The 26,678-nt window shown below is 34.4% G+C and carries 24 protein-coding genes; 14 read left to right on the top strand and 10 right to left on the bottom strand.

The features are described 5' to 3' along the window. Positions 1 to 11 precede the first annotated feature (11 nt). On the bottom strand, positions 12 to 989 hold the full coding sequence (lpxD, locus tag BKH45_RS02670) for a UDP-3-O-(3-hydroxymyristoyl)glucosamine N-acyltransferase (protein WP_095273931.1): 978 nt from the start codon (positions 987 to 989) through the stop codon (positions 12 to 14). A 69-nt stretch (positions 990 to 1,058) separates the two neighbouring features. Beyond that, positions 1,059 to 1,757 carry a triose-phosphate isomerase gene (locus BKH45_RS02665; protein WP_095273930.1) on the bottom strand — a complete coding sequence of 233 codons (699 nt, stop codon included), beginning with the start codon at positions 1,755 to 1,757 and terminating at the stop codon, positions 1,059 to 1,061. A 178-nt stretch (positions 1,758 to 1,935) separates the two neighbouring features. Between BKH45_RS02665 and BKH45_RS02660 the strand changes: the two genes are divergently transcribed. The 5 genes from BKH45_RS02660 to BKH45_RS02640 all read left to right on the top strand — a co-directional run bounded on the left by BKH45_RS02660 (position 1,936) and on the right by BKH45_RS02640 (position 7,356). Next, the gene (locus BKH45_RS02660) at positions 1,936 to 2,217 is read left to right on the top strand and encodes a hypothetical protein (RefSeq protein WP_095273929.1); all 282 of its coding nucleotides are present in this window, start codon (positions 1,936 to 1,938) and stop codon (positions 2,215 to 2,217) included. 22 nt (positions 2,218 to 2,239) lie between these two features. Then, on the top strand, positions 2,240 to 3,001 hold the full coding sequence (locus BKH45_RS02655) for a fumarate reductase cytochrome b subunit (protein WP_095273928.1): 762 nt from the start codon (positions 2,240 to 2,242) through the stop codon (positions 2,999 to 3,001). Continuing rightward, positions 3,002 to 4,987, top strand: a complete 1,986-nt coding sequence (locus tag BKH45_RS02650) for a fumarate reductase flavoprotein subunit (protein ID WP_095273927.1) — start codon at positions 3,002 to 3,004, stop codon at positions 4,985 to 4,987. It begins immediately after the preceding gene. Beyond that, the gene (locus BKH45_RS02645) at positions 4,984 to 5,733 is read left to right on the top strand and encodes a fumarate reductase iron-sulfur subunit (RefSeq protein ID WP_095273926.1); all 750 of its coding nucleotides are present in this window, start codon (positions 4,984 to 4,986) and stop codon (positions 5,731 to 5,733) included. Before BKH45_RS02650 ends, BKH45_RS02645 begins: the two co-directional genes overlap by 4 nt. A 75-nt stretch (positions 5,734 to 5,808) precedes the next feature. Further along, on the top strand, positions 5,809 to 7,356 hold the full coding sequence (locus BKH45_RS02640; RefSeq protein ID WP_095273925.1) for a phospholipase D family protein: 1,548 nt from the start codon (positions 5,809 to 5,811) through the stop codon (positions 7,354 to 7,356). A gap of 62 nt (positions 7,357 to 7,418) precedes the next feature. On the opposite strand, the gene gap is transcribed toward BKH45_RS02640, so the two are convergent. Further along, a complete protein-coding gene (gap, locus tag BKH45_RS02635; protein ID WP_095273924.1) occupies positions 7,419 to 8,414 on the bottom strand; it encodes a type I glyceraldehyde-3-phosphate dehydrogenase in 996 nt (331 codons plus the stop codon). A 133-nt stretch (positions 8,415 to 8,547) separates the two neighbouring features. On the opposite strand from gap, the gene BKH45_RS02630 reads away from it, so the two are divergent. Both BKH45_RS02630 and BKH45_RS02625 read left to right on the top strand, forming a co-directional pair. Further along, positions 8,548 to 9,243: a Bax inhibitor-1/YccA family protein gene (locus BKH45_RS02630; RefSeq protein ID WP_095273923.1), complete on the top strand. Its 696-nt coding sequence runs from the start codon at positions 8,548 to 8,550 to the stop codon at positions 9,241 to 9,243. Continuing rightward, a complete protein-coding gene (locus BKH45_RS02625) occupies positions 9,227 to 9,652 on the top strand; it encodes a thiamine-phosphate pyrophosphorylase (RefSeq protein WP_257874479.1) in 426 nt (141 codons plus the stop codon). Before BKH45_RS02630 ends, BKH45_RS02625 begins: the two co-directional genes overlap by 17 nt. A gap of 12 nt (positions 9,653 to 9,664) precedes the next feature. Here BKH45_RS02625 and BKH45_RS02620 read toward each other — a convergent pair whose 3' ends face one another. The 5 genes from BKH45_RS02620 to alaS form a co-directional block, all read right to left on the bottom strand. Continuing rightward, positions 9,665 to 9,895, bottom strand: a complete 231-nt coding sequence (locus tag BKH45_RS02620) for a YdcH family protein (protein WP_095273922.1) — start codon at positions 9,893 to 9,895, stop codon at positions 9,665 to 9,667. Positions 9,896 to 10,044: 149 nt separating this feature from the next. Further along, on the bottom strand, positions 10,045 to 11,001 hold the full coding sequence (locus tag BKH45_RS02615) for an NAD(P)-binding domain-containing protein (protein WP_095273921.1): 957 nt from the start codon (positions 10,999 to 11,001) through the stop codon (positions 10,045 to 10,047). After that, a complete protein-coding gene (gene ccoS / locus BKH45_RS02610) occupies positions 10,985 to 11,206 on the bottom strand; it encodes a cbb3-type cytochrome oxidase assembly protein CcoS (protein WP_095273920.1) in 222 nt (73 codons plus the stop codon). The genes BKH45_RS02615 and ccoS overlap by 17 nt, the downstream gene beginning before the upstream one ends. After that, entirely contained in the window at positions 11,203 to 11,754 is a 552-nt protein-coding gene (gene maf / locus BKH45_RS02605; protein ID WP_095273919.1) for a septum formation inhibitor Maf, read from the bottom strand. The genes ccoS and maf overlap by 4 nt, the downstream gene beginning before the upstream one ends. Next, on the bottom strand, positions 11,751 to 14,324 hold the full coding sequence (gene alaS, locus BKH45_RS02600) for an alanine--tRNA ligase (protein WP_095273918.1): 2,574 nt from the start codon (positions 14,322 to 14,324) through the stop codon (positions 11,751 to 11,753). Before alaS ends, maf begins: the two co-directional genes overlap by 4 nt. 156 nt (positions 14,325 to 14,480) lie before the next feature. On the opposite strand from alaS, the gene BKH45_RS02595 reads away from it, so the two are divergent. Together BKH45_RS02595 and BKH45_RS02590 are read left to right on the top strand one after the other, a co-directional pair. Next, positions 14,481 to 15,647: a class I SAM-dependent methyltransferase gene (locus BKH45_RS02595; RefSeq protein WP_095273917.1), complete on the top strand. Its 1,167-nt coding sequence runs from the start codon at positions 14,481 to 14,483 to the stop codon at positions 15,645 to 15,647. An 8-nt stretch (positions 15,648 to 15,655) separates the two neighbouring features. Further along, positions 15,656 to 16,798, top strand: coding sequence for a hypothetical protein (locus BKH45_RS02590; protein WP_095273916.1), 1,143 nt, complete (start codon positions 15,656 to 15,658; stop codon positions 16,796 to 16,798). 217 nt (positions 16,799 to 17,015) lie between these two features. Here the strand turns inward: BKH45_RS02590 and BKH45_RS02585 are convergent, their stop codons facing one another. Further along, complete coding sequence (locus BKH45_RS02585) at positions 17,016 to 18,215, bottom strand: saccharopine dehydrogenase family protein (RefSeq protein ID WP_095273915.1); 1,200 nt, start codon at positions 18,213 to 18,215, stop codon at positions 17,016 to 17,018. A 156-nt stretch (positions 18,216 to 18,371) separates the two neighbouring features. Here BKH45_RS02585 and gltS point away from each other — a divergent pair, with 156 nt between their 5' ends. After that, entirely contained in the window at positions 18,372 to 19,601 is a 1,230-nt protein-coding gene (gene gltS / locus BKH45_RS02580) for a sodium/glutamate symporter (protein WP_095273914.1), read from the top strand. Between the two features lie 44 nt (positions 19,602 to 19,645). Here gltS and BKH45_RS02575 read toward each other — a convergent pair whose 3' ends face one another. Next, on the bottom strand, positions 19,646 to 21,124 hold the full coding sequence (locus BKH45_RS02575) for a SulP family inorganic anion transporter (protein WP_095273913.1): 1,479 nt from the start codon (positions 21,122 to 21,124) through the stop codon (positions 19,646 to 19,648). A 253-nt stretch (positions 21,125 to 21,377) separates the two neighbouring features. Here BKH45_RS02575 and ribD point away from each other — a divergent pair, with 253 nt between their 5' ends. The 4 genes from ribD to BKH45_RS02555 all read left to right on the top strand — a co-directional run bounded on the left by ribD (position 21,378) and on the right by BKH45_RS02555 (position 26,399). Further along, complete coding sequence (gene ribD, locus BKH45_RS02570) at positions 21,378 to 22,394, top strand: bifunctional diaminohydroxyphosphoribosylaminopyrimidine deaminase/5-amino-6-(5-phosphoribosylamino)uracil reductase RibD (protein ID WP_095273912.1); 1,017 nt, start codon at positions 21,378 to 21,380, stop codon at positions 22,392 to 22,394. Continuing rightward, a complete protein-coding gene (locus BKH45_RS02565; RefSeq protein ID WP_095273911.1) occupies positions 22,376 to 23,128 on the top strand; it encodes a methyltransferase in 753 nt (250 codons plus the stop codon). Before ribD ends, BKH45_RS02565 begins: the two co-directional genes overlap by 19 nt. Next, positions 23,128 to 25,518, top strand: a complete 2,391-nt coding sequence (locus BKH45_RS02560; RefSeq protein ID WP_095273910.1) for a heavy metal translocating P-type ATPase — start codon at positions 23,128 to 23,130, stop codon at positions 25,516 to 25,518. Before BKH45_RS02565 ends, BKH45_RS02560 begins: the two co-directional genes overlap by 1 nt. A gap of 125 nt (positions 25,519 to 25,643) precedes the next feature. Continuing rightward, positions 25,644 to 26,399: a HugZ family heme oxygenase gene (locus BKH45_RS02555; RefSeq protein ID WP_095273909.1), complete on the top strand. Its 756-nt coding sequence runs from the start codon at positions 25,644 to 25,646 to the stop codon at positions 26,397 to 26,399. Positions 26,400 to 26,678 lie beyond the last annotated feature (279 nt).

Raw genomic sequence — 26,678 nt, 5'->3', positions numbered from 1 at the left:
GTTATTTGAAATCAATCTTTTTTCTTCACCATTCTTCGTAATGTTACAAAAAATTTCATCCATTCATCTAATTCCATCAAGGGATGCCCTCCCCATTTAGTGTTAGGCGGTAGATTTTTCCCCACAGCTCCACGACCTGCGATTTGTGTAAAATCTCCAATATGGATATGTCCTCCCGTTCCTGCTTGACCACCCATGACAACATTGCGTCCTGTTGTCGTAGAACCGGCTAAGCCTACTTGAGATACAATAAGTGAATGTTCTCCAACAACACAATTATGACCAATTTGAACAAGATTATCAATTTTTGTGCCTTTTTTGATTCTGGTTTCTCCAAATACTGCACGATCAATGGTATTATTAGCACCAATTTCTACATCATCTTCAATTACCACACATCCATTATGTTCAATTTTGATATGTTCTCCCATCTGAGTATGGGCATAGCCAAAACCATCGCTTCCGATTACGCTTCCGGCATGAATATAAACATTGTTGCCAATTTGTGTATCTCTATAAATAACTACATTAGGGAATATTTTGCAGTTTTTTCCAATATGAACATTATCACTGATGACAACTCCGGGCATCAACAAACACCCTTCATCAATTTTTACATTTTTTCCCAAAAAAACATGAGGCATGACAATAGTATTTTTACCTATATTTTGGTCATGGGCATCATTATCTTGAAAACAAGGAGAACAGAATTGAGGTTTGGCAAAAAAATGAGAAAGTTTTGCAAAAGCTAAATGGGGATCACTCACGACAATAGCTTGTATATGACTTGGCACTGCGTATGCATCTTTTTCTCTAATAAGCACAGCTCCGGCTTGTGAGGTTGATAAGTTTTTGAGATATTTATTTTGATCAATATAGCTAATATCGTTTTGAGAAGCATGATCGAGTGGTGCTAGAGTAGCAACTTCAAAATCTCTAGTTATTGAGGGTTGTAAATTGATTTTTTGAAGCATTTCAGAAAGTTTCATCATTTCTCCTATTGTTGTTATTTTTAAAGCTAAGATTTTGGATTTTATTTTGTTTAATTTCAAAAAACATTATTTTCTTCCTTGTTCAATAATGTGATAAAAACTATCTGCATCAAGAGAAGCATTCCCTACAAGTACTCCATCTACAGCTTTTGCATGAAGGATTTCTTCTGCATTTTTTGCATTAACGCTTCCTCCATAAAGCAGGGGAGCAGGGGAAATATCTTTGATACTTTGATGAACTTGTTCAATTTGTTCTGTTGTGGCGCTCAATCCTGTTCCTATTGCCCAAATAGGTTCATAAGCAATGATAAGCTTATCATAATTAGTGGGAATGCCGGCAAATTGTGTTTGGATAAATTTCTTGAGGGCGTTGAATCCCTTTTGTCTAATAGATAAATCTTCACCTACACAATAAATGATTTCAAATCCATTTTTAGCAAAAAAATTAAATTTATCAGCACAAAATTTTTGAGATTCACCTAAAATATTTCTTCTTTCGCTATGTCCAATCAGGATTGTTTGAATATCAAATTCATGAAGTGCTTCTAACCCTATTTCGCCGGTAAATGCTCCATTAATCACAGGATAGGCATTTTGAACACCTATTTTTAAATGTTGAAAGTTGTTTTTACACAAGGCGCTTGAAGTAGGGAAAACATAGATCCTATCTGATTGATCAATTTTTTTATCCAGCGCTTCTAAATAAGTTTTTGTGCTGGCTCTTGTATGATTTGTTTTAAAATTTGCAGCAATAATTTTTTGCATAATACCTCATTATTTATGGAGTAATAAAATTTTATAGGATATTGTAGCAATTATTTACAAAAAGTATCATAATCATCTCAAGAGGTTTATTTCTCAATAAATTTAAAAATTTTAAGACATTTTTTAACAAAATTTGTCTTATAATTATGAGCAACGCAATTATGGTTTAGGAGATTGAATGCGAGTAAATGTTTCCTCAATGGGTGCACATATGACACTTATGGCAAATACAGCTTTTAATATTGCGAATACAAACAACAAACAAGCTCTCACCCTCAACACCAATCTTATAGACAATAATCGTAGCGTTAGTGCTCTCACAACTATTGCAAAACATTCCCCTACTCCAGATACACAAATCCCCAATCTCATTGTTGGTCAAAAAGGAATACAAGCAAATGCTGTGGCAATTAAAAGCAATGATTTGGTAACCAGAACTTTGCTCGATTTAAAGGTTTGAATTTATAAACTAGGAGAGATAAATGCAACAAGATAAAATCATCGAAAGTTACTTGGGCATCACCCCAGAACGCAAAAAAAGCAAAATGCCGGCCAAACTTGATTTTTGGCAAAGTGCGACAGGATTATTTTTGGCTATTTTTATGATAGTGCATATGTTTTTGGTATCCAGCATACTCATTAGTGATGAAGCTATGTATAAAGTAACCAAATTTTTTGAGGGGAGTTTTTTGTTTAAAGCAGGGCATCCGGCAATTGTAAGTGGTGTTGCGGTTGTCATTATTATTGCGCTTGTGGTGCATGCTTTGTTGGCAATGAGAAAATTTCCTATTAATTATAAGCAATTTATTGTGTTAAAAACCCATAAACATCTCATGAGACATAGCGATACAAGCCTATGGTTTGTTCAGGCTGCCACAGGATTTGCAATGTTTTTTTTGGCAAGCGTGCATTTGTTTGTGATGCTTACACAACCTCATACAATTGGGCCTAATGGTTCTGCATATAGATTTGTAAGTGAGCATTTTTGGATTCTTTATTTATTTTTGCTTTTTGCAGTGGAATTACATGGATCTATTGGTCTTTATAGATTGTGTATCAAATGGGGTTGGTTTGAGAAATTGGGTCTTATAAATTTGCGTAGAATTAAGTGGTTTATGAGTGTATTTTTTATTGTTTTAGGGCTTTTGACTTTTGGAGCATATATTAAAAAAGGTCTTACTCAAACAGATACAACAATAAACTACAAACACATTGATACACAACTATATGGCAAGGGAGAATAAATGAAAGTAACATATTGTGATTCATTAATTATTGGTGGTGGATTGGCCGGGCTTCGAGCAGCAGTTTCCGCCAAACAAAGAGGGCTTAGTGTGATTGTTTTGAGTTTGGTTCCTGTTCGTAGAAGTCACTCTGCTGCCGCTCAAGGAGGCATGCAAGCAAGTCTTGGAAATGGAAAAATGAGTGAAGGGGATAATGAAGATGTGCATTTTCTGGATACCGTAAAAGGAAGCGATTGGGGTTGTGATCAAAATGTTGCCAGAATGTTTGTTACAACTGCTCCTAAGGCAATTAGAGAATTAGCCGCATTTGGTGTGCCATGGACGAGAATCAAAAAAGGTGATAGACCTGCAGTTATTAATGGTGAGCATGTAACTATTACTGAAGATGCTGATAGGCATGGTTATATTCAATCAAGAGATTTTGGAGGGACTAAAAAATGGAGGACATGTTTTACATCTGATGCTACAGGGCATACTATGTTATACACAGTGGCCAATGAAGCTTATAAATATGGCGTGGATATTCGTGATCGCAAAGAAGCAGTATCTATTATCTATGAAGATGGTCAATGCTATGGGGCTATTGTGAGAGATTTGATTACAGGAGAAATTTCAGCCTACATTTCAAAAGGTACTTTGCTTGCTACCGGTGGTTATGGCAGGATTTATGCGCATACTACAAATGCTGTAATTTGTGAGGGAATAGGTGCGGCAATTGCGATGGAAACAGGGATTGCAAAGCTTGGCAATATGGAGGCAGTTCAGTTTCACCCTACTTGCCTGGTCCCCAGCGGCATATTAATGACAGAGGGTTGTCGTGGCGATGGGGGTGTTTTGAGAGATAAAGATGGTTACCGCTTTATGCCTGATTATGAACCTGAGAAAAAAGAACTTGCAAGTCGTGATGTCGTTTCTAGAAGAATTTTGGAACATATCAAAAGTGGTAAGGGTGTCAAATCTCCTTATGGCGATCATGTTTGGTTAGATATATCTATATTGGGTCGTGCTCATATTGAGAGAAACTTACGTGATGTCCAAGATATTGCCAAAACTTTTACGGGCATAGATCCTGCTGATGAGGGGAGTAAGGGATGGGTGCCTATTAAGCCTATGCAACACTACTCAATGGGAGGAGTAAGAACAAATTATAAAGGAGAGACCCATCTAAAAGGATTATTTTGCGCGGGTGAGGCTTCTTGTTGGGATTTGCATGGGTTTAACCGGTTGGGGGGAAATTCTGTAAGTGAAGCCATAGTATCCGGCATGATTATTGGGGATTATTTTGCAGAATATTGTGTGGGCGCTAATGTCGATGTGCAGACAAAAACAATCCAATCTTTTCTTGAAAAAGAAGAAAAATACCTTGCCTCTCTTTTGAACAATAGTGGCAATGAAGATGTCTATGAAATCAAGAATAAAATGAAAGTCATTATGGATGAAAAAGTTGGTGTATTTCGTGATGGTCCTATTTTGGAGGAAGCTGTTAAGGAGCTTGAAGAGCTTTATAAACGTTCTAAAAACATCAATGTTAAGAATAAGAAAATGCATAATAATCCTGAGTTAGAAGATGCTTATAGAGTCCCTAAAATGTTAAAAATTGCTCTTTGTGTAGCAAAAGGCGCACTTGATAGAACAGAATCAAGAGGCGCCCATACGCGAATGGATTATCCCAAACGAGATGATGAAAAGTGGCTTAACAGAACATTGGCATCATGGGCAGATCCGGAACAAACATTGCCTACTTTGGAATACGAAGATTTAGATGTGATGACAATGGAAATAACGCCTGATTTTAGAGGATATGGTGCTAAAGGGAACTTTATCCCTCACCCCTTAAAAGAGAAACGAGATGCCCAGATTAAAAAAATTGTGGAAGAAATTCAGGCAAAAGGTGGGGATAGGTATGATCTTCAAGATGCTTTGATGCCATTTGATTTGCTGCCTAAATATAAAGCTAGAAATCAACGATTAGGAGATAAAAAATGAGTACGCAAGAAAATAAAGGAAGAGTGATTACCATTAGAGTCTTAAAGTTCGATCCTCAAAGTGCTGTGTCTAAACCTCATTTTAGAGAATATCAATTAGAAGAAACCCACTCAATGACAATTTTTATTGCTTTGAATTTAATTAGAGAACATCAAGATCCTGATTTGAGTTTTGATTTTGTTTGTCGCGCAGGGATTTGTGGGAGTTGCGCGATGATGATTAACGGTCGTCCAAGACTTGCTTGTAAGACTCTAACTCAAAGTTTTTCTGAAAATGTGATTACCTTGATGCCTTTGCCTGCTTTTAAACTTATCAAAGACTTAAGTGTAAATACAGGGGAATGGTTTGCAGGCATGACTAAACGTGTTGAGAGTTGGATTCATACTAATGAAACTATTGATATTTCTAAACCTGAAGAAAAAGTCGATCCTGATGTTGCCCAAGATATATTTGAGTTGGACAGATGTATTGAATGTGGGTGTTGTATTGCAAGTTGTGCAACCAAACTAATGAGAGAAGATTTTGTTGGTGCAGCAGGCATGAACCGTGTTGTAAGATTTATGATTGATCCCCATGACAAACGAAGCGATGATGATTTCTATGAGCTTGTGGGCAATGATGATGGGGTTTTTGGATGCATGAGTTTGATTGCTTGTCATGATACTTGTCCAAAGGAGCTGCCATTACAGACTAAAATCGCTTATTTGAGGCGTAAAATGCTTTCGGTAGGTTGTAAAAAATCTTAACCCTTTCAAACAAAAAATTAATAGAAGATAATGTAGAATTAGACCCATAAAATTTTCTTCTATTTTAGGTAGGGTATGCTGAGCGAGACCAATATTGCTGTTATGTTGTTTGTGGCATTTTTTGTTTTGAGTGGGTGTTCATCTGTTATCGCATCTACAAAAGGGATACCTAAGGATAGGTTACCCCCACAAGTATTTGTCCAAAATTTTGATCCCATCCAAACAGAGATTGGAAAAGTTTATGCTAAAGAACTTCTCAAATCTCCTCAAGAAAGCGCTGCAATGAATATCAAAGATGGTTCTTATGCGCTTTTGCACCGAGCCGGATTGGCACGAATGGCCCAAAAAAGCATTGATATTCAAACTTATATTTACAAAAATGATATTGCTTCACGTATTTTGATGCATGAGATATGGGAAGCTGCAAATCGTGGTGTGAAAGTTAGAATTTTAATTGATGATAATGGGCTTGACTCAGACTTTTCTGATGTGATTGCTTTAGATAATCACCCCAATATTAGTGTTAAAATTTTCAATCCCTATAAAAATAGAATTCGATTTTTTAGATTCCCTGAAATGGTGTATGACTTTGGTAGAATCAATAAGAGAATGCACAATAAGCTTTTTATTGTCGATAATATTGCTTTGATTATCGGAGGCAGGAACCTTGCAGATAACTACTTTGATAATAATTTGAATGTCAATTTTTCAGATACAGATGTTTTTTTCTTAGGTAAGATTGCTCAAGAAGCCCACGATAGTTTTGATGCATATTGGAATTTTCATCGCTCTATTCCTGTTGCTTTATTACCTTCAAAATCTAAAATAAAAAAGTATTTGAAAAAATACCCTGAATATTTAAAAAAAATTGAAGGTTCTCCAAAAGATTGGGAAATTTATCATCGTGCAATTGAGGGTTTCATATCCAGATATAAAAATAGACAAAACATTGTATATTGGGGACATGCAAAATTAATCGCCGATCTTCCTGAAAAAATACAAGAAGATAATAAAAGCCCTATTACCGAAGCATTGAGTAAAATCTGGAAATCAACTACAGATTCAATTTATATTTCCTCAGCCTATTTTGTTCCGGGAGAAAAAGGGATAAAACACCTTGAAAATGCAGTAAATAAAGGAATTGACATTAGTATTTTGACTAATTCTTTATCTTCCACAGATGCTTTAGTTGTTTATAGCGCTTGGGAAAAATATCGTAATGAATTGGTAAAATTGGGTGTGAATGTCTATGAATACAAGCGCAATGAGGGTAAGGTTAAAATTCGAGGAAAGTTAAGCTCAGGAGCTTCTTTACATAGTAAAACTATTGTATTTGATGATAAGATTACTTGGGTGGGGAGTTTTAATCTTGATCCGCGTTCTGAAAGTATCAACACTGAAGTTATAGCTGTATTTGATAATAGTGATTTTGCCAAAGAAACCAAAAGGCTTATGCAAATAGAAATGCAAAAATCATGGCATCTTATTTTGAGAAAAAATAAGGTTATATGGGAGGGTGTTGAAGATGGTAAAGTTATCGATGAAAAACATTCTCCGGACACAAGTTGGTTTGTTCGATTTGTCAATTTCCTTGCAAAAATTTTCCCTGAAAGCCAAATTTAATTTAGACTTTTATCTTGTCATCATTTTGTGATTCAAAAATTGGAAGGATCTAAAAGTAAGTCTTATTGGTTGATAAATACACATAAATCGATAATACGATTAGAATAACCCCATTCATTATCATACCATGCCATGATTTTTGCCATTTTGCCAATACTAAAAGTCAGATCCTCTGCGACAATAGCACTTCTGGAATCATTGAGAAAATCAGTACTTACACCATATTTTTTATCAATACCCAAAATTCCTTTGAAATTGTTATTGGAAGCTTCACATAAGGCATTATTAATATCTTGAGTAGAGATTTTTTCTTTAAGTTGAAGGTTTAAATCTACCATAGATACATCAATAACCGGAACTCTAACACTATGACCATCAAGTTTATCTTTGAGATTAGGGAGAATTTTATAGATTGATTTGGCTGCTCCTGTGGTGGTGGGAATAATATTAACTGCAGCAGCACGTGAACGTCTTTTGTCTTTTTTGTGGGCACAATCAAGTAAATTTTGATCGTTGGTATAACTATGAATTGTAGTAAGGATGCCTGCTTCTATCCCAAACTTGTCATCTATAATTTTGCAAATAGGCGCTAGACAATTTGTTGTGCAAGATGCATTTGAAATAATTTTTTCTCCATTATAGAGTTGATGATTAACCCCTATGACAAAAGTTGGAGTTTCATCATTTGTAGGTGCAGAAAATACGACTTTTTTGATGCCTTTTTGAAGATGGTGCTTGACTTCTTTTTGGGTTAGAAATAAACCGGATGACTCAATAACAACATCAGCATTACAGATAGAGAAGTCTAAATCTTGAGGATTTTTGCAAGAAAATGTTTGAACAGGTTTAAAATTAACAAAAAGTTGTTTATTCTTATAAGAAATACAATCAGGAAAATGTCCATGTGTGCTATCATGCTCAAGCAAGTAGGCAAGTATTTCCCAATCACTTGTATCATTAATCCCTACTAATTCTACATCATCTCTGTTGGCAATGACTCTTGCTATGCTTCTGCCGAGTCTTCCAAAGCCATTAATAGCGATTTTTAGTTTAGACATACACACTCCTTAAGGCTTAAAATTATAATAATATTTTATCTCATAGTGGATTCAAAAGTGATTTACTTAATTTACAATTTCTTGACACAAATAATGTATGATTGGAGTATTAATCTAAACTAAGGGGTTAAAAATGGGTCTATATGACAGAGATTATATAAATAACAAAACACAAAGTTATAGTAGCACTATGAGTGAGAGTGCATTGGTAAGCTTTGTGAAAACAACTTATAAATTTTTTGCCGGAAGTTTGTTGCTTGCCACAATTGGTGCATTGATAGGGTTTCAATATTTTGATGCGGTTTTGCAATACAAATGGGCAATTTTTATTGCTGAAATTGTTGCATTTTTTGGTTTGATGTTTTCAAAAAGCAAGCCGGGATTAAATGTGGCTATGTTGTTTATTTTTACGTTTTTATCAGGTGTTACGCTGGTGCCTTTGTTGGGATTTGTTATTGCTAAGTCAGGTGCAGGTGCTATTTGGCAAGCGCTTGGTATGACAACGATTATTTTTGGAATTATGAGTATTTTTGCTCTTAAAACCAAAACAGATTTAGCCAACATGGGAAAAATGCTTTTTATTGCATTGATTGTTGTGGTCATTTGCTCATTGGTTAATATCTTTTTGGGTTCTCCTGCTTTTCAAGCAATTATTGCCGGGGCTTGTGCAATTTTATTTAGTGTTTATGTAGCTTATGACACCCAAAATATGATGAAAGGACTATATGATAGTCCCATAGATGCAGCCCTAAGCTTATATTTAGATTTCTTAAATATCTTTATATCTATTTTGCAACTAATTGGTATATTTGGTGGAAGAGACGATTAAAGATAAAGGCATTCAAAGGATTTTAGATGCTAATTTAAATCGCCTTAAAGAGGGGATTCGAGTTATTGAAGATACTGCCAGGTATCTTCAAGATGATAAAAAAATTGCTTCCAGGCTTAAGAATTTAAGACATACAGCTACTTTAAACCACTTTAACTCACTTCTAAATAGTCGTGATAGCATTGGGGATGTTTTGAAAAAGACTATCTCAAGTGAAGCCAAACGTCAAGATATAAAGGCTATTGTTAGCGCCAATTTTAAACGTGCACAAGAAAGTTCCAGAGTGCTTGAAGAATACCTCAAATATGAAGAATTAAAAGATTTTGGAAATAGCGAAATTTTTAAAAATATTCGTTATGAGCTTTATGAGATTGAAAAAGAGTTTATCTTAAAATATTTTGCCAGATAAGAGACTTAGCTTTTATCTAACATCAGGATTTTTTCGATAATCCATAATCATTGCATAAACTTCATCTTTGAGTTTGAGTTTGAGTTTTTTCATTTTGTCAATTTCAATTTCTGAGATTGGGTTGAGACCGTTTTCAGCATTAGTGATTTTTTGATCTAATTCATTGTGCTCATCAAAAATTTTTTCAAAATGTGCATTTTTAGCTTTTAATTGAGAGATTTCTTCTCGGTATTCATGAAACATTGGATACTCCTCATAAAAATTAGATTATTCTTAATTTTAAACTACTTTTACCAACAAACCACTTAAAGACTCAAATTTTTAAGTACTACGATGGAAACAAAAGTTATTGATATTTTTTTATTAAACAAAATAAATATTTGCGAAAATGATTATGCTCTATTTTGAATTTCTTTAATAATCTCATGTCCATGATTGAGTGCTATTGCGATAGAACCTCCGGATTTGAATAAAATATCCCCTGCAATAAAAAGATTTTTTATCGAGCTTTCAAGTTTGTCATTGATAATAGGGATATTATTCGCATCTAATGAGATGCCGCATTTCTTGAGAAAATCTATTGGCGCCACACCTCCAATAGCATAAACTATTTTATCAAAAATCTCACTAGTTTTATCTGTAAAGAGGACTTTAATTTTTTCTTCTTCATCTTCAAGTGCTTCAATGTCAATCCCAAATTTTGTTTTGAGCTTTTTTTGCTTGATTAATTCTTCGATATTTTGGGCATTTGATTCATTGATGCGGCTAAATTCGGTACGACGATAATTGAGTGTTGTATCTGTGATGGTTGCCAAATAACAAGCGTATTCCACAGCAGAGTTTCCTCCCCCAACAACAAGAATTTTTTCTCCTTGTTGGCAATCATTGATGTTATAGAGTACTTTTTTTAATAATGCAATAGGAATTTTATAAGCAGGCTTATTGGGTTGTCCCATTTTTCCTATAGATACAACAATATATTTAGCATGATAAGTGTGGTTATCTGTAGTAGTAAGTAAAAAATTATTATTTGATTTTTTAATTGATTCAATTTCAGATTTAAATTTAGTATCAATATTGTGATTTTTAAGAATTTCATCAAATAATTCTAATGTGCTTTCTTTGGTCCCATCATTGAAAAATATATTACCATTGAGTTCTACTTTTTGTCCTTTGTAGTCTTTATCTACGCGTTTGTGATCTTTATAAAATTTTCTAATAGTCATGGAATGTTCTTCGCCTTTTTCAAACATGATGATATTCTTAATGCCGCTAATAACGCCTTCAACAGCACAAGATATACCTCCGGGACCTGCACCAATAATAGCTATATCATAGATTTTGTTCATCTTTATTCCTTTTGATATTTTTTTGTTTTTCTTCTTTTCTTGCAGCTTCATTGAGGTCATCTACTCCATCAAATAACACGCCTTGCGTCATTTTCTTCTCATCATCAAATTGTCCTGTTTTTAGCCCCCACAAAAAAGCTATAAGCCCCAAAAGACCTATTAAAATAGAAACAATAAGCATAACGATTAACACGCTTGTATTCATATTATCTCCAAAAATGGCAAGATTTTTTCTATGCTTAGCCCTAAAGCTGTGCTTTCTAGTCCGGTTTGGGATTTTATGTAACTTTTGTGAAAACCTTCTATCATCACACAACCTGCTTTTCCCATCCACTCTTTAGACGCCAAATAATTATGGAGATGTTTTTTGTCGAAGTTTTTTAGCTGATATCTTGTAGATGAAATATCAATAAATTCAAGTTTTGTAGTTCGATACATCATACAAGTGATGATTTCAATTGTTTGATTACTTTGTGATTCCAAATAAGATTGGGCTTGAATTTTGTTTTTGGCTTTTCTTTGTAAAATTCCTGCCACACTTACGACTGTATCTGCGGCTAATATTGGAGTTTGATAGCCAAAATTTTGAAGAGCTTTTTTATATTTTCCCATAGTCGCCAGATATGCAAAGTTTTGAGGGATTGTTGTTTGCAAAGAGTCTTCATCAAAATCTAAGGGTTTTTGTATAAAACTAATCCCAAATTTTTGCAATAATTTTGCTCGGATAGGTGAATTAGAGGCTAAAATAATCAAATATTCTCCTCAAGCTTTTGTTTTAAGAATTTTTTTGCAAATTCTAATGCATCAGCGAGTTTGGAAATGTTTTTCCCTCCTGCAGTAGCAAAATCTTCTCTCCCTCCTCCTCCTCCATCTAGGATTTGAGCAGTTTTTTTGACCCATTCTCCTGCATTGATAGGGGCATTTTTAACTCCACAAGCCAATGAGATTTTTTGATTTTCGCATAAAATAAGTAAAATAGCAATTTTATCATACGTATTTTTAGCATTGTCAATAATTTCTTTAATATTTCCAGACTCTAATTTTTGCACGATAAGTTTAATGCCTTTGATTTCTTCAAATACATGGAGATCAGAAGTTTGATGAGATTTTGAAATTTTGTCTTTAAACTCTTTGATTTGATCTTTGAGCTTGTGGATACCTGAACAAATATCTTGATTTTTGAGTATTGTTTTGGCTTCTTCAATAGTTTGTAGAGCATTTTTTCCATATTCATAACCGGACTTTCCGCAAACTGCTTCAATTCTTCTCACACCACTACTTACTCCGGATTCTTTAAGGATGTAAAAACTTCCAATATTGCCTGTATTTTGCACATGGATTCCCCCGCAAAATTCACAAGATTCTTCATCAAAGCTTACGACCCGAACAATCTCTCCATATTTTTCTCCAAAAAGAGCCATCGCACCTTTTGTTTTAGCTTCTTCGACAGGTAAAAGTTCGGTTTTTGTTTCAATGTTTTTGAGGATAATGCGATTGACTTCTTCTTGAATATTTATAAGTTCTTGGGTGCTTAAAGCGCTAGGATGAGAAAAATCAAATCGTAATCTTGAAGGTTCTACAAGGCTGCCTGCTTGGGCAATATGAGGACCCAATATTTTTCGTAACGCGGCATGCAAAAGATGTGTAGCACTATGGTGCTTGGCAGTCTCAATTCTTTTGGGGCTTACAAGTATATCTACAATATCACCAATGTGTATTTTTTGAAAAGGGCGTATTCTGGAAATATTTAGACCAAAGTATTTTTTAGTGTCTAATACATCAGCGATTTTTTTCCCTTTTAGATAGAGTTCGCCTTCATCACCTATAGCTCCACCGGATTCAGGATATAGCGGGGTTGTATCAAAAAAGACAAAACCTTCTTCATCAAGAGTGTTGATTTCTTGATAAGAACTATCAAGCAAAGCTAATATTTTTGCTGTAGCAAATGAGTATTCATAGCCATTAAATTGGTTTTCGCCAAATTTTTGAAGTAATTTTGAAAAATCTCCATTTTTTATTTCATCCCCACTTCCTTTCCAGGATGCCTTGGCGCGTTGTTTTTGTTGGAGCATACAGGTTTGGAATTGTTCTATGTCAATATCTGTTTTTTTATCTCTTAGCATGTCTTGGGTCAAATCAAGAGGGAAGCCATAGGTATCATAAAGTTTAAAAGCAACCTCACCGCTAAATTTTGTATTTTTTGGAAGAGAATCAAGTTCTTTTTTAAACATTTCCATTCCTGATTCTATGGTTTCAAAGAATCTTGCTTCTTCCATTTTGCATTGTTCCATGATGGTTTGTTTTTTTTGTGAGAGGTAGTGGTAGTGCCCGCCCATTTGATCGCATACTTTTTGGACGATTTGGTATAAAAAAGGCTTATTTAGTCCTAATAAATAGCCATGTCTCAGCGCTCTTCTAAGAATTCTTCTAAGAACATATCCTCTGCCTTCTTTATCAAAATTTACACCTTGTGCAAGTAAAAAAGCTACTGCTCTTCCATGATCGGCTATTACTCGGAAACTTGCTCCTCCCTCATAGGTGTATTTTTTGCCTGTAAGTATAGAAACTTCCTCAATAAGAGGCATAAATATGGAAGAATCAAAATTGCTATGTTTGCCTTCTAATAGAGCCTGTATTCTTTCTAATCCCATGCCTGTATCAATGCTGGGTTTTGGCAATGGAGTCAGTATCCCATCGCTATTGCGTTCATATTGCATAAATACAAGATTCCAAATTTCTAAGAATCTATCCCCATCTCCTCCAAAATAGTCTTCTTGGGAATGAAAATATTTTTCTCCCTGATCGACAAATATTTCACTGCAAGGACCGCACGCCCCTGTATCTCCCATTTGCCAAAAATTATCTTTGTCTCCCATTTTTTTGATTCTAGATGCATCTATGTATTGGGTCCAAATAGTAAATGCTTCTAAATCATTTTCATGGACACTTACATAAAGCACATCTTTAGAAAATCCAAGTACCTGCGTAATAAATTCCCATGCATAAGCAATAGCTTCTTCTTTAAAATAATCTCCAAAAGAAAAATTTCCTAACATCTCAAAAAGCGTGTGATGCCTTGCTGTATAACCAACATTTTCTAAATCATTGTGTTTTCCTCCTGCACGGATACACAGTTGAGCAGAAGTAGCTCTTTTGGTATTGGGGGCAGGAATTTTGCCTGTAAAAATATCTTTGAATTGCACCATGCCTGCGTTTGTAAAAAGCAAGCTTGCATCATCAGGAACTAAGGGCATGCTTTCATAAACTTGATGACCTTTGGATTTGAAAAAATCTAAAAATTTTGCTCGTATATCTGTACTCATTTTTTCCCCGATTTGCTTAATATTGATAAATCAAAATTTTATCTAAAATGTCCCCATGAATCTAGAGTAAAAACAAAATAAATTTTAATTTAGGTTTAAAATATTTTGAACTCGAAGTGCTATAATGAGATAAAAATTGCGATGAAGGGTTAAAAAATGTTATCAAAAATGCTATTAAAATTTGCATTAAAAAAATGGAATGTCGGGAATTATGAAGTTAAATTCTGGGATGGAGATGTTTATCGTAATGGTTCAACTCCCCCCAAATTCACAATTAAAATCAATCGGGCATTAAAATTAAGTGATTTAAAAAAAGATATGTCTTTAACTGTTGCTGAGGCTTATATGAATGGAGTGATTGATATTGAGGGATCAATGGATGAAATTGCCAGAGTTTTGTATTTGCATGGTAATTATGACTATCTTCATAAATATGATAATATAAAGCCTGCATTAAGCACAGCCAAAGAAAAATCAAATATTTCAAGTCATTATGATTTAGGGAATGATTTTTATTCAATTTGGTTAGATGAGACTTGGAGTTATTCATGCGCGTATTTTAAGACTCCTCAAGATTCGCTACATCAAGCTCAAATTCAAAAACTCGATCACACTTTGAAAAAACTTGATCTTAAAAAAGGCGAAAAACTTTTAGATGTAGGTTGTGGGTGGGGGTGGCTATCAATCCGTGCTGCGCAAACTTATGGGGTTGATGTAATGGGGATTACTATCAGCGAGGAACAATATAAAGCCGCTCTAGAGCGCGTAAAACAAGCAGGGCTTGAAAAACAAATCACAATCAAACTCATGAATTATCAAGATTTAGATAGCACAGAGTATCAATTTGATAAAGTTGTAAGCGTAGGCATGTTTGAGCACGTAGGGAAAGCAAACATCCCATTTTATTTCAAAAAAGTCAAAGAAGTGCTTAAGCCCGGGGGCATGTTTTTACTTCATTCAATTATGTGTTGTTTTGAGGGTGAAACGAATGCTTGGATTGATAAATATATTTTTCCGGGCGGCTACTTGCCTTCACTTACAGAAGTTGTTAAAATAATGAGTGAATCAGATTTTCATCTTTTGATGGCTGAGAGTTTGCGAATCCATTATGCCAAAACTTTAGATATTTGGTATAAAAATTTTAATCACAATTTAGATAAGATATCCCAAAAATATGGTCAAGAATTTATTCGTATGTGGGGATTATACCTTGATAGTTGCGCTTCAGCTTTTCGGGTGGGGAGTGTGGATTTATTTCAGTTATTACTTACAAAAGATGTAAATAATGATTTGCCTTTAACTAAAGAATATATTTATAAATAAGGATATTAGTGAAAAAAGGACCTGACTTAAAACTTGAAACATTTGATTTGACAAAAAAATTTTTTTCCAAGGAAGAGGATTCTCCTTTTGCAATATTATCTTCAGAGATAAAAAAACTTGATGACCCTAGACCCTTAGGGATTAGCGGTCATTTGAGGGCAAAAAATGAAGCTAATACAATTGGACTTTCTATTGAAACTTGTATTGATGGGTTGGATGAGCTTGTCATTACTGTGCAGCCAAGCGATGACAATACTTATGAAATATGCCAAGAAAAGCTAAAAAAATATCCTGATAAAATTAAGCTTTTTTATTATACTCCTGAAGTGCTTCCATGGAATAATTCTCACTGTGCTGATAGGACAAAAGAATTAAATAGTGATAATCAATCTATCCATAATTATGCTCATTATTGTAACTATAGTTTTGTAAAGATTACTTATAAATATTGCATGAAAATTGATGCTGATCAGATTTATTTCACTTCTAAACTTAAAGAGATCAGAGAGGCTATTTTGGCTGCTGATTGTTATGCTAAGCCTAAAAGAAATATTTTTCATAAGATAGCCGGTAGGTTATGTAGGAAATTTTATAACATTCTATCATCTAAACTTTCTATGAAAAATTTTATCAAATTAATGACTATTATTAATGGAAGATGTGCTTATGGTTTGTGTGGTATCAATCTTACCCAACAACATCCGGGGGGGGGGGGTCAAATTAATAGTTTAAAATGTATTTTGGATTATTATTTACCTCTAAAGTCTCTGAAAGCTTCTCTTGGATTATTTAATATTTATAATGGCGGCATGGATACTGCTATTTTTGCTCCTAATTCTTCTAATATTTATCAGTATCTTGTTGATCACCAAGTAGAAATATTAATAACAGCCGGTGCAGCAGGGATTAGAACTCTTGGGTGCTTTTGGTTTCACTTTGGTATGCCAAAAAGAAAGGCTTATTGTGTGGGAAAATATGGAGAAGATTATATAAGTTTAAAAGACTATCTTGACTCCAGCAAAAAAGACTTGTGCTCCAGAGTAAAAATAGCTGCACTTTATAAGCCTGATTATGATCATTTGTTTGGTAATTTGAAGTTTAATTTTGATAAAGATAAAAAGTATATCCAAAATGTTTTAGCGATAGATTAAAATATTTAAATAGATCTTGAGATATCCAAAAGCCAAATAAATATTTATTTGGCTTTTATTTGAATATAATTTATAATGAAAATTATATTTTAAAATAATAATTATAAAACCTATCAATATTGTTCCAAAATTTATAGCTCTATTATAGTGTCCGTGAAACTCTAGAGATTGCCCTATTTTTTAATAAAAAACGAATGAATTTATTAATTTGGAGTTTTTATCTCTCAATAATTTCCCATGGAAGACCTTGTTTTTTAAGCTCTTCCATAAAAGGATCAGGATCGAGTTCTTCCATATTAAATACACCCGGACCTACAGACCTAACGCCCCATTTACCCTCACAAATAAGTTTGGCACTAATCATAGCAGGCACTCCTGTGGTGTAACTCACAGCTTGTGCATTGACTTCTTTGTAGCAACTTTGATGATCGCATACATTATAGATATAAACGGTTTTTTCTTTGCCTTCTTTAGTGCCTTGCATATAGCAACCAATGTTTGTCTTCCCTGTTGTTTTGCCTGCCAGACTTGCAGGATCGGGTAAAAGAGTTTTGAGAAATTGAATAGGAACAATTTTTATTCCATTGTGTTGGACCTCATCAATTCGGAGCATGCCAACATTTTCGAGACATCGCATATGGTTGAGATAGTTTTGTGAAAATGTCATAAAAAATCGTATGCGTCTAAGACCTCTAATATTTTTAGTTAATGATTCAAGTTCTTCGTGATAGAGGAGATAAGAGTCTTTTTCTCCAATCTCAGGATATGCCCATACTTGCATAATTTCCATAGGTTTTGTTTCTATCCATTTGCCATTTTCCCAATATCTGCCTTTGGAGCTTACTTCTCTGAGATTGATTTCCGGATTAAAATTTGTGGCAAAAGGATAGCCATGATCGCCTGCATTACAATCAAAAATATCAATAGAGTGAATTTCATCAAAATAGTGTTTTTGTGCATAAGCGCAAAATACATTGGTTACACCCGGATCAAAACCGGAACCCAAAATTCCAAAAATACTTGCATTTTTATAGGATTCTTGAAATGCCCATTGCTCCTTGTATTCAAATTTGGCTGTATCGGGGTGCTCATAATTGGCTGTATCAATATAATGAGTTTTGGTTTGTAGGCATGCTTCCATAATGGTAAGGTCTTGATAGGGGAGAGCAACGTTGATGAGAACTGTTGGTTTATATTTTTTTATCAATTCTATAAGCGCATTTACATCATTGGCATCAACACTTTCACAAATAATTTTTCCATATCCTTTTTTCTCAATATTTTTTGCAATTTCTTGACATTTGCTAAGCGTTCTAGAGGCTAAGACAATCTCTCCAAAAACTTTTCTATTCATTGCTAATTTGTGGGCTACTACCCCTCCTACGCCACCTGCACCTATTTGTAGGACAACATTCATCATAGACTCCTCTAGAATAATTAAAGTCCGTAATTATAAGATGAAAATGCTTAGGATTAGCAGTTTTTTCTTATAAATTTTTTCTCATAATTTAAGCTAAACTTCTTTAAAATTAAAACCTAATATATAATATTTTATTAAAGAGAAAGGAAAAAAATGCAAACAATCAGTCTAAATATTTATGTGACTTTAGTATGTATGGTTGCTGTGTTATTGCTAGGGCGTTTTTTTATTAAAAAAATCAAATTTTTAAGAGATTATAATATCCCTGAGCCTGTAGTGGGTGGTATAGTAGCTGCGGTTATAGTTTTGATTGTTTATAAGATGTTTCATTTTGAACTAAAATTTGATACATCGCTTAAAGATCCTTTAATGCTTGCATTCTTTGCGACTATTGGGCTGAGTGCAGATTTTGCCTCCTTGAAAAAAGGCGGAAAAATCTTGGTGATATTTTTGGTAGTCGTTGTAGGGCTTTTATTCTTGCAAAATATTATCGGCGTGGCTGTGGCTAAAATAATGGGTGTAAATCCATTAATAGGCATGCTTGGGGGTTCTATTACGATGAGTGGAGGACATGGGACAGGAGCTGCTTGGGCAGGAGTATTCAAAGCTGCCCCTTATGATTTTTCTGCTGCCATGGAAGTGGCTATGGCATGCGCGACTTTTGGACTCGTAAGTGGTGGGATTATTGGAGGACCTGTAGCACGTTATCTTATCAAAAAATATCGTCTAAAAACTCCACATAATTCCGAAAAAACAACTGACAATACCATTGCCCCTGTTGGATTTGAATCCCCTAAAAAAGAACGCTTGATCACAGCGTCAAGCTTTGTAGAGTCTCTAGCTTTAATTGCTATAGCTTTGCTTTTAGGGACAAGTATTTCTGAATGGGTAAAAGCAAACTCAAGCTTTACATTACCCACATTTGTATGGTGTCTTTTTATAGGGGTTATCATCAGGAATATTCTTTCAGCCTTGCATATTCACAGAGTTTTTGATCGTGAAATATCTGTTCTTGGAAATGTAAGCTTGTCTTTATTCCTGGCATTTGCATTGATGACTATTAACCTTTGGCAACTTGTGGCTTTGGCACTGCCTATGTTGGTTATTCTTGTGTGTCAAGTAGTTATGATGATCTTATATGCTATTTTTATAACATTTAGATTTTGTGGCAAAGATTATGATGCTGCCGTTTTTGCTGCGGGACATTGTGGTTTTGGTTTAGGAGCAACCCCTACAGCAATGGTAAATATGCAGACAATTACAAATCACTATGGGTATTCACACGTGGCATTTGTTGTTGTGCCTTTGGTGGGAGCATTTTTTATTGATTTGATTAATGCACTGGTAATCAATGGATTTTTGCAACTTCCTCTTTTTCATTAGGTTTTTAATCCCTTAGAAAAATATTCTAAGGGATTAAAAAGGATTTAAATATCCCTTGCAACTTTATAATCAGGATCATCGAGTTCATAAGTGCAATATTTTTGGGCTAATTGAAGTGCTTTTTTGCAATCTTGGCTGAGATGACGGAGTTTGAGAGTTTTGCCTTGAGAGATATATTTTTTTGTAATTTTATCGATTGCTTCTACCCCGGTGCTATCCATGACTCTAGTTTTGCTAAAATCAATGATAACATTATTTGGATCTGTTCGGATATCAAAGAGATCGTTGAGAAAGCCTGTGCTAGAGCCAAAAAACAAAGGACCTTCAAGTTTATAAACTTTTGTCCCATCTTTTTGAAAACTTATAAAAGCTTTAATTTTAGCTTGTTGGTAGGCAAAAACAAGAGCTGAGATAATCACTCCAACAATAACAGCAACAGCCAGGTCTGCAAAGATAGTAATCACTGTAACAACAACAAGGATAAAGGCATCCGGTTTGCTCATGGATTTTAATCTTGAGATGCTTGCCCATTCAAAGGTTTTGATAGATACCATAAACATAATGCCCACTAAGACTCCAATTGGAATTTCTCCAATGATATTAGGGATGCTTACAGCAAAAATGATAAGCAAAATTGCTGCAGTGGCTGAAGATAATCTTGTGGTTCCTCCTGAGGTAGAATTGATAATGCTTTGTCCAATCATTGCGCACCCTGCCATAGCTCCAAAAAATCCACAAGTTGTATTCCCAATGCCTTGTGCAATACATTCTTTATTGCCATTGCCTCTTTTGGCATTGAGTTCATCCAAGACAGATAATGTCAAGAGCGCCTCTATCAAGCCTACAAGTGCTAAAATTACAGAATAAGGCAAAATAATTTTTAATGTTTCCCAATTTAGAGGGGCTTGAGGGATAGAAAAATGAGGCAAACTCCCGCTGATATTGCCTAAATCAGCAACATTTTTAGTATCCAAATGAAAATAATAAGATACCAAACCTAATCCAATGATAGCCACAAGTCCTGCCGGAATTGCTTGAGTGAAACGGGGGAGGATAAACATGATAGCCATTGTAATCCCTACAAGGATATACATAATTAGCCCTTCATTTTTAAAAAATTGTATTTGACTCATTGCAATTACCATAGCTAGTCCATTCACAAATCCAAAAATTGCAGGTTGAGGTACAAAACGAATGAATTTTCCTAATTTGAAAATTCCTATAAAGATTTGGAAAATTCCTGCTAAAATGCTTGCCCACAAGACATATTGAAGACCATGTGTTATGGAGAGCCCTACCATGACTACCACCATAGATCCGGCAGCTCCACTAATCATGCCGGGTTTTCCTCCAATGAGTGCGCTGATGAGTCCAAGAATAAAAGCAGTATAAAGCCCTACAATAGGATCAAAATTTGCCACTAACGAAAAGGCGGTAGCTTCAGGAATGAGGGCAACTGCAACAACAGATCCTGAAAGTATATCATTTTTGCATTGTTTGAAATTAAAAACAGGTAATTTCATTATTTTTCCTTAATCTTGTGCAAAGCTAATTTTATAAAATTAGTAAAAATCCATATAAATTAAAAAATAGGATTATCTCATAACAAAATTAATCTTATTGAGATTGGCTATTTGCAAGTAAAAATATTCAATTCCATACAGATTGCCAATATTAAAGGAGGTTAAAATTTTAGTTTGTGTAGAATTCGTACTCTTAAAAATGAAGATGAGTTTGAATCCTATCTTATAATATTGTTTTTCTAAAGGAGAGAGATTGAATTCAGATGAAGAGTTATTGTCTTTGTGCATACAAGAGGCATGGCGATACCAGAGTCTTACGCTTCCTAATCCTGCTGTGGGCGCTATGGTTTTAGGGGAGGGAGGTGAAATACTTTCAATTCGCGCTCATACACGCAGTGGTTATGCGCATGCTGAAATCAATGCGCTCAAAGATGCCTATGAGGTTTTGAGTGGTAAAGTATGCCCATTTAGCCAATCTCAAGATATCCATCATTATCTGCAACATCACCATCAAGGTATTTTTGAGAAATGCAGCATTTATGTTACTTTAGAGCCTTGTAACCATTATGGCAAAACTCCTCCATGCGCAGAGCTTTTAGAAAATATCAGACCTAAAAAAATTGTAATTGGGGCATTAGAGAGACAAGGAGAAGCCCATGGAGGATCTCAGAGATTAAAAAAGGCAGGAATTAATGTTGAGTGTGGGGTTTTAGAATCCGGGTGCGAAGATTTACTTTATCCTTTTTTGTGTTTGAGACAAAAAGGACATTTTAATTTGTTTAAAATTGCTCAACGACTTAACGGAGATTACCAAAGCGGTAAGATTTCAGGAAGAGAATCCATAGAATTCACCCATAATCAACGTAGTATAGCCAATACAATGATTATTTCAGGAAAGACAGCACGAGAAGATAAACCTATTTTAGATGCCAGGTATGGTTTAGAAATTTATGGCAAAAAAGCGCCTAATATAAAAATTCTTAGCACACATAAAAAGTTTGATTCTTCTATCCCTCTTTTTCATGTGCATGAGCGTCATGTGCAAATATGTTCGGAACCATCTGAGCTTGGGTTGGATTGTGGATTTAATTTGATTGAGGGAGGTTGGAAACTTTTTGAGACACTTTCTTCTTTTGTGGATATGGTTTTAATCCATATTTCTCCAACAATAATATCAAATAGCGCAAATAACGGATTCTTTTGGCAAGGAAAAATGCTTCATACCCAAAAATTAGGAGATGATGGATTAATATGGATAAAAAAATTTTAAAAATTTATCAACTCCATGATGGGTATTGTTACAATAGTGATAGTTTATTTTTGTATGATTTTGCCAGGGGTTTTGTGAAAAAAACTGATTCTATTTTGGATGTAGGCTCAGGGAGTGGGGTTGTAGGGTTACTTTGCGCTAGAGAGAGTGGAGCAGAATTGATGATGATAGAGATAGATTCTTCTATGGTGTTTTTATCAGAGTTGAATGCAAAAAGCGCAGGTATCCAAGCCCGCATAGTGTGCAAGAATTTTTTAGAATTTCAGAGTATCCAAAAATTTGACATGATTGTATCCAATCCTCCATTTTATCGATCGGGTATTGTAAGCGCCGGAAATAAACGGATTTGTATAGCTAGGAGTGAAGAATTTTTGCCATTTGAAAAACTATGTATGCAAGTAAAAAGATTGTTGAAACCTCAAGGCAGTTTTGTATTTTGTTATGATGCAAAAGAATCTCATCGCATTTTTTATATGCTCAAAGATATGGGATTGAATGCCGAAATTGCGCGATTTGTATACCCGCGTTTGGACAAGGAGGCTAGCTTGTTGTTATGTAAAGCAAGGATTCGCACTAAATCAAGTCTTAAAATTCTCCCTCCATTAATCACACATCAATCCAAACTTCAAACAGACAATTCTGATGAGGTAAAAGCAATTTATGCTCATGCAAATACTTATAGTATTAAAGTATTTGCAGAAGATATTTGCATAGAATCTAAAAAAGGTATTTGATGAAACGTTGTTCTCATTGTCATTTAGAATATCCGGATAATGCTTTGAAGAAATGTGAATATCAAGGAAAAGATTTGTATTTTTGTTGTAATGGTTGTGAGGGCGTATATTTCTTACTTCAAAAGAGTGGTTTGGAAGGGTTTTATGATAAAGTAGGAGAAAAAACTCTTACCCCACCTTTAAGAGATTATTCTGAGCAAGATTTATCTTCATATGATACCCCTGCATTTGCCCAAAAATATATCATTACCGGTAGTGGGCTTTCCCGGATTGCTTTGATTTTAGAGGGGATTCATTGTGCGGCATGTATTTGGCTGAATGAAAAAGTTCTCAACTCTCAAGAAGGTATTTATGAAGTCAATATTAATTATACAAATAATAAAGCAAAAATTACTTTTGATATTTCAAAAATAGCCCCTTCACAAATAATTACTCTTATTCGTTCTATTGGTTATAATGCTTATGTTTATGATCCAAAAATTCAAGAATTTCAAGCAAAAAAAGATCGCAAAAGTTACTATATTTCTATGGTTATAGCGATTTTTTGCACAATGAATATTATGTGGATAGCTGTTGCCCAATATGCCGGGTATTTTTTGGGTATGGGCAAAGAAATGAAAGATGTTTTAAATCTTGTTTCTTTTGCTTTAAGTACACCGGTTTTATTTTATACCGGTAGAGTATTTTTTATAGGGGCATATTATGGATTAAAAAATGGTTTTGTAGGGATGGATTTGCTTGTATGTGTAGGGGCAAGTCTGACATATATTTATTCAATTTATGCAGGTATTAGTGGAGTTGGAGAAACTTATTTTGAATCTGTGGCAATGATTATTACCTTCGTATTTGCAGGAAAATTTTTAGAAATTAAATCTAGAAAAAATGCCGGAGATGCCCTGGATAAACTGAGTTCCGGAATTCCTGCCGGCGTGATTGTTCTGGAAGGAGAAACTAAAATTCCAAAAACACCCCAAGAGGTAAAAATTGGTGATAGACTTGAAGTTTTGCCCGGAGAGGCTTTGGCGATTGATGGAATTTTGGAAAGCCAAGAAGCACTTTTAGACATGCGAGCGCTTAATGGAGAATCTATGCCTCTAAGTATTCGTAAGGGCGAAGAAGTCTTGTCCGGAAGTCTCAATACAAATAAAAGTTTTATTTATCAAGCATCTAAACTTTTTGAAGATTCTTTAATGAGTCGTCTGATTAAATTAATGGAAGATTGTATCGCACATAAACCTCATATCCAAAATTTAGCAAATTTGCTTTCACAGTATTTTTCTAAGTCTGTTTTAGGGATAGGAGTTTTGAGTTTTTTAGGATGGTATTATTGGGGTGAGATTGGATTTGAACATTCATTGGTCATTGCAATTTCTGTAATTGTTATTTCTTGTCCATGCGCACTTGCATTAGCTACTCCTATAGCTACAATTATAGGGTTGGGTGAGGCTTATAAAAAAGCATTGGTATTCAAAGAGGCTTCTTTTTTAGAAAGTATGGCAAAAGCTGATGTGGTGCTTTTGGATAAAACAGGAACGCTGACTGTAGGCAAACCTGAAGTTGTCGATATGCAAGAATTTGGAGAATTCGACAAGAAACTTTTGAGTGCTTTTGTGTCTTGCAGTATGCATCCCATCAGCCAAAGTATCAAAAATTTTTTAGGAAAAGGGCAGGGGGTGATTTGTGATTTTAGCCAAAGTTCTTCAAGAGGAATTGAAGCAGTTGGAAATGGGAAAAAACTTTTAGGTGGGAGTTTGGAATATCTCAAAGCCAATGGTATCGATGTCTCAGGGATAAAAACATTAGGGCAGAATATGATTTTTGCCTATAGTATTGATGGAGTACTTACAGCTGTATTTTTACTTAGAGATACTTTAAAAGAAGGTGCAAAAGAATTGATAAAAGTATTGCAAAAAAAAGGATTAGAAATAAGACTTCTCAGCGGAGATAGAAAAGAAGTTGTATCTTGTGTTGCCAATGAGGTAGGTATCAAGCATTTTGATGCTTCTTTGATGCCTGAAGAAAAAGCACAAATTGTAGATATATACCATCAAAACAATAAAGTAGTCGTAATGGTTGGAGATGGGATTAATGATACATTGGCTTTAAGCAAAAGTGATGTGGGTATATCAATGGGAGCAGGGAGTGATATTGCTATTGCTTCTTCAGATGTGGTGGTTCTTGATGATAAGCTTTCAAGTCTTCGGAAAGCATTTGAAATTTCTACACAGACTTACAAAACAATCAAACAAAATATTGCTTTGAGTATTGTTTATAATCTTTTAATGATTCCTTTGGCAATTTTGGGTTTTGTTATTCCTATCGTGGCTGCTCTAAGCATGAGTTTGAGTTCTGTTTTGGTGGTTGGGAATAGCTTCCGATTAAGAAAATAATCCTAATTTATGAAAAATAAGAATAATTCTTATTTTTAATGTTCATTTAAGTTTATATGATTTATAATGCTCTTAATTTAAAAACAAACGCTAAATTTATGGTATTAAACCATAAAGGAGAAAAAATGGAAACAGGAACTATTCTTATTCATATGAATGAGCATCATCAAGCCGAACTTATAGGGCTTTTGAAAAAGTTTGGGCAAATAGATAACCCAAAAGACGTTAAGCTTATTGGTGTCGATATAGGGGGTATTAATATTGCCTATAATGGCGGGAAAGATTTGCGAATAGAATTTCCTCAAAAAGTTTCTGATAAAGAACATGGCTTAAAAAATGCAATTATTGAGCTTTGTCAAAGTATTCCAAAAACTCTTGATATTGCTTTGGTTAAAAAAGAAATGCAGGATTTTATGGATGAGACCGGTTCGGTTGTCCTTTCAAGCTTAAATCCTTCAAATGAAGTGATTTGCACTTATGCCCCGTTATTAAGATATAAAGATAAATATTATATTTATATTAGTGAAGTAAGTGAGCATTATGCGAGTTTGTCTGCAAATCCAAATAACCTTGAAGTAATGTTTTTAGAAGATGAATGTAAAGCAAAGTCTGTTATTTTAAGAAAACGTTTGCGATACAGGGCTAAAGCAAGGTTTATTGATCGCACAGAAGAATTTGATAAAGTTTATGATAAATTTGTGGAGCGTACAGGCGGAAGCGGAGGAATCAAAACTATTCGAAACATGATGGATTTTCATTTGGTTGCTTTAGAATTTGGCAAAGGTAGATTTGTCAAGGGATTTGGTCAAGCTTATGATATTCTCAATGGCGAAATCTCTTATATAGGAGGTGCAGGTAATCCACATAAAATAAAAAAATAATAAAGTAAAATTCCTAATTGTTAGTTGTTTCATAAACTAGAGGAGAATAGGTTGTGGTGTGGTGTGGGTCTCCTTTAGTTTGGTTGTTTAGTTTGTGAATCGTGATTTTTAGTTAGAGCAATGTCTCCCATTGTTTTAACTTCGCATTATCTTCCTTTTAATAAATGCCGGGAACTCCCGGTCATTTATTTTATTCTATCTTCATTTTATAAATATTTTTCTTGGGGTCTTATAAAATTTCAAGTCATTTCTCTGAATTTCATTGGTATCAATAAGGTA

Origin of the sequence: Helicobacter sp. 11S03491-1 (genome assembly GCF_002272835.1) — a bacterium.
In the GTDB taxonomy this organism is placed as follows: Bacteria; Campylobacterota; Campylobacteria; order Campylobacterales; family Helicobacteraceae; genus Helicobacter_J.
Note: the sequence above shows the minus strand (reverse complement) of the source record. Positions and strands in the feature narration are given on the sequence as shown.

Bases quoted from the DNA above. Each gene is read 5' to 3' on its own strand.
- ccoS (WP_095273920.1), bottom strand. From the start codon at position 11,206: ATGAATACAAGCGTGTTAATCGTTATGCTTATTGTTTCTATTTTAATA.
- gap (WP_095273924.1), bottom strand. From the start codon at position 8,414: ATGTCTAAACTAAAAATCGCTATTAATGGCTTTGGAAGACTCGGCAGA.
- BKH45_RS02620 (WP_095273922.1), bottom strand. From the start codon at position 9,895: ATGTTTCATGAATACCGAGAAGAAATCTCTCAATTAAAAGCTAAAAAT.
- BKH45_RS02650 (WP_095273927.1), top strand. From the start codon at position 3,002: ATGAAAGTAACATATTGTGATTCATTAATTATTGGTGGTGGATTGGCC.
- BKH45_RS02575 (WP_095273913.1), bottom strand. From the start codon at position 21,124: ATGAAATTACCTGTTTTTAATTTCAAACAATGCAAAAATGATATACTT.
- BKH45_RS02560 (WP_095273910.1), top strand. From the start codon at position 23,128: ATGAAACGTTGTTCTCATTGTCATTTAGAATATCCGGATAATGCTTTG.
- BKH45_RS02585 (WP_095273915.1), bottom strand. From the start codon at position 18,215: ATGAATGTTGTCCTACAAATAGGTGCAGGTGGCGTAGGAGGGGTAGTA.
- alaS (WP_095273918.1), bottom strand. From the start codon at position 14,324: ATGAGTACAGATATACGAGCAAAATTTTTAGATTTTTTCAAATCCAAA.
- gltS (WP_095273914.1), top strand. From the start codon at position 18,372: ATGCAAACAATCAGTCTAAATATTTATGTGACTTTAGTATGTATGGTT.
- BKH45_RS02630 (WP_095273923.1), top strand. From the start codon at position 8,548: ATGGGTCTATATGACAGAGATTATATAAATAACAAAACACAAAGTTAT.
- BKH45_RS02655 (WP_095273928.1), top strand. From the start codon at position 2,240: ATGCAACAAGATAAAATCATCGAAAGTTACTTGGGCATCACCCCAGAA.
- BKH45_RS02640 (WP_095273925.1), top strand. From the start codon at position 5,809: ATGCTGAGCGAGACCAATATTGCTGTTATGTTGTTTGTGGCATTTTTT.
- BKH45_RS02565 (WP_095273911.1), top strand. From the start codon at position 22,376: ATGGATAAAAAAATTTTAAAAATTTATCAACTCCATGATGGGTATTGT.
- BKH45_RS02555 (WP_095273909.1), top strand. From the start codon at position 25,644: ATGGAAACAGGAACTATTCTTATTCATATGAATGAGCATCATCAAGCC.
- lpxD (WP_095273931.1), bottom strand. From the start codon at position 989: ATGAAACTTTCTGAAATGCTTCAAAAAATCAATTTACAACCCTCAATA.
- BKH45_RS02595 (WP_095273917.1), top strand. From the start codon at position 14,481: ATGTTATCAAAAATGCTATTAAAATTTGCATTAAAAAAATGGAATGTC.
- BKH45_RS02660 (WP_095273929.1), top strand. From the start codon at position 1,936: ATGCGAGTAAATGTTTCCTCAATGGGTGCACATATGACACTTATGGCA.
- BKH45_RS02615 (WP_095273921.1), bottom strand. From the start codon at position 11,001: ATGAACAAAATCTATGATATAGCTATTATTGGTGCAGGTCCCGGAGGT.
- BKH45_RS02665 (WP_095273930.1), bottom strand. From the start codon at position 1,757: ATGCAAAAAATTATTGCTGCAAATTTTAAAACAAATCATACAAGAGCC.
- BKH45_RS02645 (WP_095273926.1), top strand. From the start codon at position 4,984: ATGAGTACGCAAGAAAATAAAGGAAGAGTGATTACCATTAGAGTCTTA.